The organism is Actinomadura rubrisoli, from assembly GCF_004349215.1.
Lineage (GTDB): Bacteria > Actinomycetota > Actinomycetes > Streptosporangiales > Streptosporangiaceae > Spirillospora > Spirillospora rubrisoli.
In genome coordinates, this window is sequence record NZ_SMKU01000386.1 from 1 (window position 1) to 8,166 (window position 8,166).

Sequence of the window (8,166 nt, forward strand, 5' to 3'; positions counted from 1 at the left end):
CCCGGGTTTCCGGCGAGGCCCAGGTGCCGGCCGAGAGACTGGACCAGGTCATCACGCGGATCCGTGAGGACATGGCCAAGGCCCCGGACAGCGAGTTCCAGATCACCTGGCGGAGCCTGCGATGACCTCGACATCCGTCCGCCGGTCCGCGCCGGTCGCCACTCCCGGCATCGTGAGCGCCGAAGTACGGCGGGCCAGGCGCCACGCCCCCGAAGGCGGCACGCTGTTCCTGCGCGCGGCGGCGGAGTGGCGCGACCCGGACCGCATCGACGTCGACGGCGTGACCGTCCAGGTGGCACCGTGCACCTCGCTGCTCGGCATCCTGGACGCGGTCTCGGCCAAGACCGGCGACTACCTCGTCGTGCTCTCGTCCTTCGAAGAGCGGGAACTCGGAGACTCCCTCCTCGCACACGCGATCGGGCACCGCGTCATAGCCGTCAACCGGTGGGACCTGGTCAGGCACGCTTTCGGCGCGAAACAGCTGGACGCCCGGCTCACCGCGTCCGACAACGCCTGGCTCCCGGACGCGCTGCTGGAGGCCCAGCCCGACGGCGGCTGGCCCAAGATCAAGGGCGCGCTGCTCGACCTCGACACCGCGCTCGGCGAGATCACGGCGGCCCGCCTCGGTCTCGGCGGCGCCACCGACGCGGCCAGCCTCCTGGAATGGTCGCAGGACATCGCCGCCGTGTCCCGCTTCTGCGCTCTCGCGGAGCAGGAGCAGCGCGGCATCAGCGAGTGGCTCGCCCGCAGCATGGGCCCCGTCGCGAAGGTCCTGTTCCGTCTCGTCGCGTCCGGGCGCGGACCGGACGCGATCGCGGTCGGCCTGATCACCGGGGTCCTCTTCGGGAGGAAGGACCGGAGGCAGGCGGTACTCGCCGCGCAGGTCCGCGCCGAGCGGCTCTTCGGCGGCGAGCTGCCGGACCACGCCGCGCTGACCGCCCTCGCGGAGGCGTCCGAGTCGCTGCTGCTGCGCTGGATCGATGGGGACGAGGCGCGGGCACGGGCGGTCCTCGAACGGGCCCAGGCACTTCTCGAGGAGCTGCAAGCCGGAGATCTGGCCGGGGCCAGCCGCGTCCTGGAGGCGGGGTACCTGCTGCGCCTGGGATCCCTGCTCAAGGCGGTCGCGGCGGCCGTCCCCGACCCGCTGCCGGCCGACGTGGCGGCAGTGGACACCGCCCTGGCCGAACTCGTCGGCCATCATCTGCACGACCTCCGCCCCGAGACCGCGACGGCCGAGATGGCAGCACGGCTCGTCCGGTGGCTGGCGCGCCCGGCCGAGCCGTCGGGCTCCCTGCGCGAGCACGTCGACCGGCATGTACGGGACGGGGCCTGGGTCGACCGCGCCGTCATCCGGATCCGGTACAGCGGCCACGACGGCTACGCCCGGCTCCTCGACGCCGTGCGCGCCCGCCGCGACGACTTCGACAAGGCGTTCGCCGAACGGCTGGCCGCCTGGAGCGGCGTCTCCGGCGAAGCCACCGAACTCGTCCTGGTGGAGAATCTGTTGGAGGCCATCGCACGTCCGGTGGCCGCCGAGGCGGCACCGCTGATCGTGGTCGTCGACGGCATGACCGCCGCGATCGCCGGCGAGATCGCCGCCGAGATCACGCAGGGCGGCCGGTGGACCGAGACAGGGCGGCGCGCGGAGGGACGTGAGGGCGCGCTGGCCACCATCCCCTCGGTCACCACGTTCTCCCGGACCTCGCTGCTCAGCGGGGAGCTGCGGGCCGGGCAGCAGTCCGAGGAACTGCGCGGCTTCCGCGACTTCTGGACCTCCCGGAGGACGGCGCTGTTCCATAAGGCCGACGTCAGGGACGGCGTCAGCGACGAGGTCAGGGCGGCGGTCGCCGACCGGACCACGGTCGTCGGAGTCGTCCTCAACGCCGTGGACGACAGCCTCGACAAAGGTCGAGCCGACGGCGGCGCCGACTGGCACGCGAGCGGCATCGCCGGGCTCGGCACCCTGCTCGACGCCGCCTGGCACGCGGGCCGGCCGATCGTCCTCACCTCCGACCACGGTCACGTCCTCGACCGCGGGGACGCCACCATCACCACCAAGGCCGAGGCCGCCCGCTACCGCACGGGCCGACCGGGGAAGGGCGAGATCGCGGTTTCGGGGCCGCGGGTGCTCACCGCCGGGGACGCCGTAGTGGTGCCGTGGAACGAGCGCATCCGCTACAACGCACGCAAGGAGGGCTACCACGGGGGCGTGTCCCTGGCCGAGATGGTCATCCCGATCGTGGTCCTCGTGCCGTCCGAACAGCTCGTACCGGAGGGGTGGGAGACCTACAACCCGGCTATGCACGAACCCGTCTGGTGGACGCCCTTCACACCGAAACCACCAGCACCCGCAGAGGCGGTCACGCGGCGTGCTCCCGCCAAGGAACCCGCCGGACAAGCCCTGTTCGAGGTCACGGAAATGGACGGCCGGTCCCCAGCCGATGACCGGACGGACGGCATCGGCGCGCGTGTCGTCGAATCGGGGCTGTTCGCGGCCCAGCGCGAGTTCGTCCGCACGCCGGTCGACGACCGCGGGCTCGCCGCGCTCATCGACGCGCTCGCCGAGTCCGGCGGGAAGCTGCCGCTCTCGGTGGCCGCTCAGCGTGCCGGGCAGCTTCCCGCCCGCATGCACGGATACGTTTCCACCGTGGTGAGACTTCTCAACGTCGACGGCTACCAGGTGCTCTCCATCACCGACACCGGCCGGACCGTCGCTCTCGACCTGCCGCTCCTGCGCGAGCAGTTCCTCGGTGGCGGCGGCTGATGACGCCGGTGGGAGCGGTCAGCGCCGTCCGCCGCCGGGAGGTCGTGGACTCCCTGCGGCGGGGAACCGTGCCGCAGGCGGGTCTGGACCTGTTCGCGGTGGGGCTCGGGCGGTTCGAGACCGCGATCGACGACGAGCTGTCCACCGTCGTCTCGGGCGGCGCGGTGTTCAAGGCCATCCGCGGCGAGTACGGCTCGGGCAAGACCTTCTTCGCCCGCTGGCTCGCCGAGCGCGCCAAGCGCCGCGGCATGGCCGCCACCGAGATCCAGATCTCCGAGACCGAGACCCCGCTGCACCGGCTGGAAACGGTCTACCGTCGGCTCGTTGAGCGGCTGTCCACCGCGTCCTACCCGCCGAGCGCGCTCCGCGACGTGGTCGAGGCGTGGTTCTTCACGCTGGAGGAGGAGGTGCTCGCGGCCGGCACCGTCCCCCTCGATCCCGAGGGACGGCCGGACTTCGACGCGCTCGGCGCCGGAGTCGACGAGCTGATGGAACGGCGCCTCGCCGACGTCGCCCGCACCACTCCGGCGTTCGCCGCGGCGCTGCGCGGTTACCGGCGGGCACGGCGCGCCGACGACCACGCCACCGCCGAGGCGCTGCTGGCCTGGGTCGGCGGCCAGCCCAACGTCGCCGCGAGCGCCAAGCGCGCCGCCGGAATCCGCGGAGACCTCGACCATTTCGGCGCGCTCGGATTCCTGCAGGGGCTGCTGACCGTGCTGCGCGACTGCGGACACCCCGGGCTGCTGGTGGTCCTCGACGAGATCGAGACGCTCCAGCGCGTCCGGTCGGACGTGCGGGAGAAGGCCCTCAACGCTCTCCGGCAGCTCATCGACGAGGTCGACGGCGGCCGCTTCCCCGGCCTTTTCCTCGTCATCACGGGCACCCCCGCGTTCTTCGATGGGCAGCAGGGCGTCCAGCGCCTCCCACCCCTTGCCCAGCGGCTCGCCACCGACTTCTCCACCGACCCGCGCTTCGACTCGCCCCGCGCCATCCAGCTGAGACTCACCGGCTTCGATCTGCCCAAGCTCATCGAGCTGGGAGGGAAGGCCCGCGACCTCTTCCAGGCGGGCGCCCGGCATCCCGACCGCGTCACCACCCTCGTCGACGACACGTACCTGGCCGACCTCGCCCGGTCCGTCACCGGCGGACTCGGCGGCCAGGTAGGCGTCGCGCCCCGCGTCTTCCTGCGCAAGCTCGTCGCGGACGTCCTCGACCGGATCGACTATCTCGACGACTTCGACCCTCGGCGCGACTACCGGCTCACACTGACCTCGTCGGAGCTGACGGAGGTGGAACGCAACGCCGCCGCTCCGGCCGTGCGTGCCTCCGGCGCCGACGAGGTGGAACTCGACCTGTGATGCGCGACCTGCACCCCTCTTTGGTGCATCACATCGTCAACGTGCTCGGCTGGCCGGCGCTGCGCCCCCTCCAGGAGTCCGCGATCGGGCCCGTCCTGGACGGCTCGGACGCCCTGCTGCTCGCGCCCACCGCCGGCGGCAAGACCGAGGCGGCCGTGTTCCCCCTGCTCTCCGCCATGGCGTCGGCGAACTGGACGGGCCTTTCCGTCTTGTACGTCTGCCCGCTGAAGGCGCTGCTCAACAATCTCCTGCCGCGCCTGGAGACCTACGCCGCGTGGACCGGCCGCCGAGCGGCGCTCTGGCACGGCGACACCACCCAGCCGCGCCGTCGGCGCATCCTCGCCGATCCGCCCGACATCCTGCTGACCACACCCGAATCGCTCGAGTCGATGCTCGTCAGCGTCAAGGTGGAGCACCGCGCCTTCTTCCGCGGCCTGCGCGCCGTCGTCGTGGACGAGGTGCACGCGTTCGCCGGGGACGACCGCGGCTGGCACCTGCTCGCCGTCCTCGAACGGCTCACCCGCGTCGCGGGCAGGCCCGTCCAGCGCGTCGGCTTGTCGGCGACCGTCGGAAACCCCGCAGACCTGCTGACCTGGCTTCAAGGGTCGGGAGCGGCACGCCGTCCCGGGAAGGTCATCGCACCCGAGCCCGGTCCGGCGTCCGCACCCGCCGTCGAACTCGACCACGTCGGCTCCGTCGAGAACGCGGCCAAGGTGATCTCGGCGCTGCACCGCGGCGAGAAACGACTGGTGTTCTGCGACTCCCGCCGCATCGTCGAGCAGCTCGGCGCCGCGCTGCGCGCGCTCGGCGTCACCACCTTCCTCTCCCATGCCTCTCTGTCCCTCGACGAGCGCCGGCGCGCCGAGCATGCCTTCGCCGAGGCGCGCGACTGCGTCATCGTCGCCACCTCCACGCTGGAACTCGGCCTCGACGTCGGCGACCTCGACCGGGTGGTCCAGGTCAACTCGCCCGGCTCCGTCGCGTCGTTCCTGCAGCGGCTCGGCCGCACCGGCCGTCGCCCCGGCACCAGCCGCAACTGCCTGCTCCTCGCCCTCGGCCACGAGGACGTCCTCTCCACCGCCGCCCTGCTGCTGCAGTGGAGCCGTGGCTTCGTCGAACCGGTCGCCCCGCCGCCCGAGCCGCGCCACATCGTCGCGCAGCAGCTTCTCGCCCTCTGCCTGCAAGAGCACCAGGTGGGGGAGAGGCTCTGGCCCGAATGGTGGGACGGGCTACCGCCGTTCGGCGCGTCCGCCGCCCCCATCGTCCGCCATCTGGTGGAACAGGGCTATCTCGACTCCGACGGCGGGATGCTGTTCATCGGTCCCGAAGCGGAAAAGCGCTTCGGCCGCATCCATTTCCGCGACCTGACGGCCGTGTTCACGGCCGCACCACAGTTCACCGTCCTGAACGGCCGCACCGAAGTGGGCCGCACCGACCCCATGCTGCTGACCGAGCGCGTAGTCGGTCCCCGGTTGCTCCTCCTCGGCGGCCATAGCTGGCGCGTCACCTGGATCGACTGGAAACGCCGCCGGTGCTTCGTCGAGCCCGCTGACGGGGGAGGCAGGGCCGGGTGGATCGGCGCCGGCACCGGCCTCGTCTCATTCGAGCTCGCCCGCGCCGCCCGCGACGTCCTCCTCGGCGACGACCCGCCCGTCGCCTTCACAAGACGTGCGCGGGCGGCCCTCGTCCGCGCCCGGGACGACCTCGGATTCACCGTCCACCCGGGTGGGTCCGTGATCAGCCGCAGCCGGTCGGGTGACCTCCGCTGGTGGACGTGGGCCGGTGACCGCGCCAACGCCACGCTCAAGGCGACACTGTCCGGCCTCGCCGACCCGGTCCAGCGCATTTCCGGCACCTACGTCCGACTGCGTGAGGACCTGCGTCCGGAGAGTTGGCGGACGGCGATCGGAGAGCTTGCGGATCACCTCGTCCTACCGGAAGTGGACGAGCGTGCCATGCACGGTCTTAAGTTCTCCACCGCCCTGCCCCGCCACCTCGCCCGGGCGACCCTCGCCGCTCGCCTCGCGGACCTCGACCACGCGGCCCAGGCCCTGGCGGAACCTCACCGCTTCACCACCCTGACCTGATCTCCCTTTGGCGGCCGAGAACCGGCACGAGCGGCTGGAGGCCGTCCGGGCCCTTGAGCGTCTGCGCGTCGTGCGAGCCTCGCGGTCGGCCTGGGTGGGGAGCAGGCGGAAGCGCTCCGCGCCGTCACGGAACTCGTTGACGAGATACTGCTTGCGAATCCGTTCGGCTTCGCGCGGCGCGATCTCCTTGAGACGATCCCGGAGCGCGCAGCACGCGAGCAGGAGGGTCGTCAGCCGCTGCTGCCCGTCGACGACGAGCCAGCGCTGGATGTCCCCGGCCGACATCGTCCCCGGGGCCAGGACGACGGAGCCGATGAAATGCGGGGTGCGGTCCTCCCCGGCCGCGATGATCTCGACCTGTTCCAGCACGTCGGCCCACAGCCGCGTCCATTCCTTGTGCCGCCAGCTGTAGGTGCGCTGGTAGAGCGGGATCTGGAACTGCTTGTCGCCCTCGATGAGCTTGAAGAAGGCGACTTCGTGAGCCTGCATTCCGGGCGTCCTCCGGGCGGTGCCGAGATGATTACGCTCAGTATGGCCGAATAATGATTCCGCTGCTGCCGAACCGCGATATGTGCCGAGGTGAAGGAGCGGAAGATGGCGGCCGGCCGGACGGTGCTCCCAGGTCGATGCCGAGGCGCAGGGGCGGACGAGGCCTTGCGAGGTTATGGTGTGATGTGCGTCACATAACCCTGAGTTGCGGTCGGTCGTGAATTTTCGACGCGGCGTACCCGGATTGCGGTGTGTGCTCCGCTCCGATCAGCGGTCTTTACTGTGAATCAACCAGTAGTTGATCTTTCAGTCGGTGTCATCGGCCGCCGATGGCGACGTACCGTAGCCGCCGGTAACCGAAAAAGGTCTTTACTATTTCAGTCCGACGGCGCATGATCTCTGGCGTTGCTCCTTGTCGTCTGGCAAGTACCACCTGCGACACCCCGCGGAACGGGAGACAGAAATGCTCGCCGTCGCCACAGGCGCGTCTGGCTAGCCAGAGCCGACTATGCGCCTAACGCGGTGATCTTCGATCCTGCGCCTCTGACGGTCCTTCAGCGTCTCGGTCAGGCATGCGTGGTGTGCCATAAACGGTTTCCCCTGCCTCGGGTCCAGGTGGGAATCACGCCTGACGGTGCTGCTGTGAGGGCCTGTGAAGACTGCGCTCCCATCATCCCGCCGTGCCCCATTCCCTGATCCGTGAGACCACGGCCCCGTGGGCGGGACGCCCACGGGGCCGGCTACGTGGAGGGACCTTGAAGGTCAGAAGTATGGGACTCTGCCGTTCAGTGTGGTCTTCGCCATAGGAGCCGCGGGATTCCTCATCAGTGGTGCAGTGATCTTTCTGCGCCACGATCGGGAAGAGGTGCGCCTCACCGACCTATGGAGAAGGCGCCAACGGTGAGACATTCGGGTCATGTCAGTGGGGGTGCTTTGCGGGCCGAGCCGCGGTAGGTGGCGGCGTCGTAGCGGCGTTCGCCTTCGTCCAGCTTGGCGTGCGCGGCCTGGATCGGGTCGATGCCCAGGACGTCGGCCAGGCGGGTCAGGTAGAGGAAGACGTCGGCCAGCTCGGACTTCACCCGGTTCCCGGCGTCCGGGTCGTCCATGACCTTCGTGGATTCTTCGGGAGTCAGCCACTGGAACTCGGCCAGCAGCTCGCCCGCCTCACCGGCGAGCGCCATCGCCAGGTTCTTCGGGGTGTGGAACTGCTCCCAGTCCCGTTCGGCGGCGAACGCCCGCTGCCGTTCCGCCAGGTGCTCGATGCTCGTCACCTGAGCCAGCGTACGGTCCTCGCCTCGGCGCGGCCGTGGAGCGTGGGCCGGGGAACGTTCGGGTGGTGGTCATCGGGCGGACGTGCGCTGGTGCGGTGCAGGTCAGCGGGGGGCGCCAGAAAGGGCGGATGAACACCGAGATCACGGGCGCCGGGTTCGACCGGCGCCGGTTCCTGGCGGGCGGGGCCGTGGTGGGC

General features: G+C 70.8%; 4 protein-coding genes and 1 pseudogene. 3 read left to right on the plus strand and 2 right to left on the minus strand.

Features of this window, described 5'->3' with window-relative positions; all coding sequences use genetic code 11:
• Positions 1–121: 121 nt before the first annotated feature.
• From pglZ to E1298_RS40405, 3 genes are read left to right on the plus strand one after another with little or no spacing between them, the layout of a single operon-like run.
• Positions 122–2,764, plus strand: coding sequence for a BREX-2 system phosphatase PglZ (gene pglZ / locus E1298_RS40395; RefSeq protein ID WP_131902668.1), 2,643 nt, complete (start codon positions 122–124; stop codon positions 2,762–2,764).
• 8 nt (positions 2,765–2,772) lie between these two features.
• The gene (gene brxD, locus E1298_RS40400; protein ID WP_424923201.1) at positions 2,773–4,122 is read left to right on the plus strand and encodes a BREX system ATP-binding protein BrxD; all 1,350 of its coding nucleotides are present in this window, start codon (positions 2,773–2,775) and stop codon (positions 4,120–4,122) included.
• Positions 4,122–6,209, plus strand: coding sequence for a DEAD/DEAH box helicase (locus tag E1298_RS40405; protein ID WP_131902670.1), 2,088 nt, complete (start codon positions 4,122–4,124; stop codon positions 6,207–6,209). The genes brxD and E1298_RS40405 overlap by 1 nt, the downstream gene beginning before the upstream one ends.
• Positions 6,210–6,299: 90 nt before the next feature.
• On the opposite strand, the pseudogene E1298_RS40410 reads toward E1298_RS40405, so the two are convergent.
• Positions 6,300–6,698 (minus strand): annotated as a pseudogene (locus E1298_RS40410) (DUF262 domain-containing protein); the annotation flags it as partial.
• Between the two features lie 914 nt (positions 6,699–7,612).
• Positions 7,613–7,969 carry a nucleotide pyrophosphohydrolase gene (locus tag E1298_RS40415; protein ID WP_131902671.1) on the minus strand — a complete coding sequence of 119 codons (357 nt, stop codon included), beginning with the start codon at positions 7,967–7,969 and terminating at the stop codon, positions 7,613–7,615.
• Between the last annotated feature and the right edge of the window lie 197 nt (positions 7,970–8,166).

What these genes read in the sequence shown, in the direction of transcription:
- pglZ (WP_131902668.1), top strand. Translation starts at nt 122, where the DNA reads ATGACCTCGACATCCGTCCGCCGGTCCGCGCCGGTCGCCACTCCCGGC.
- E1298_RS40405 (WP_131902670.1), top strand. Translation starts at nt 4,122, where the DNA reads ATGCGCGACCTGCACCCCTCTTTGGTGCATCACATCGTCAACGTGCTC.